The organism is Bradyrhizobium sp. IC4059, from assembly GCF_020193615.1.
Lineage (GTDB): Bacteria > Pseudomonadota > Alphaproteobacteria > Rhizobiales > Xanthobacteraceae > Bradyrhizobium > Bradyrhizobium yuanmingense.
In genome coordinates this window covers 1-444 of the sequence record NZ_JADYVH010000050.1, presented here as the reverse complement: position 1 = coordinate 444, position 444 = coordinate 1, and the positions used below count along the sequence as shown (strand labels likewise).

Sequence of the window (444 nt, the reverse complement as noted above, 5' to 3'; positions counted from 1 at the left end):
CGCCAAAATATTTTTTTTCTGGCTTACCATTACGACCATAAAAAATAGTTTTCTTCACTGCTTTATCAGACATTGCATAGTAGTCACTCAAATCATCTTCAAAATCAAAGGCTAAATCTAATCTTGTAAAACCGTCATCTTCCATGTAGCTTATTATATTTTGTTTTAACCAAATCATTTCATCTCGTGTAAGTTTGTTTGGATTAAATTCAATACGCATATTACGTCTATCCCAACTATCTGCTTTCACTTTGTCATATTCAATATAAACTTTTTCTTGAAGTGCTTTAGCTTTAAACTTTGTTTGAAGAATATCCCAAAGTCTTATTTGGGGCTCTACACTCATAAATTTAGAAAGGGCTTGAGCGTTGTCTCGGTTGAGATTTCCAACGATCGTCATTGCATCAAAACTTAATTTTGGATCAGATATGCACACAGTATGTG

General features: G+C 32.9%; 1 pseudogene. It reads right to left on the bottom strand.

Annotated features, from left to right (window positions below):
• Positions 1 to 444: pseudogene (locus tag I6F12_RS37045) on the bottom strand (replication initiation protein); the annotation flags it as partial.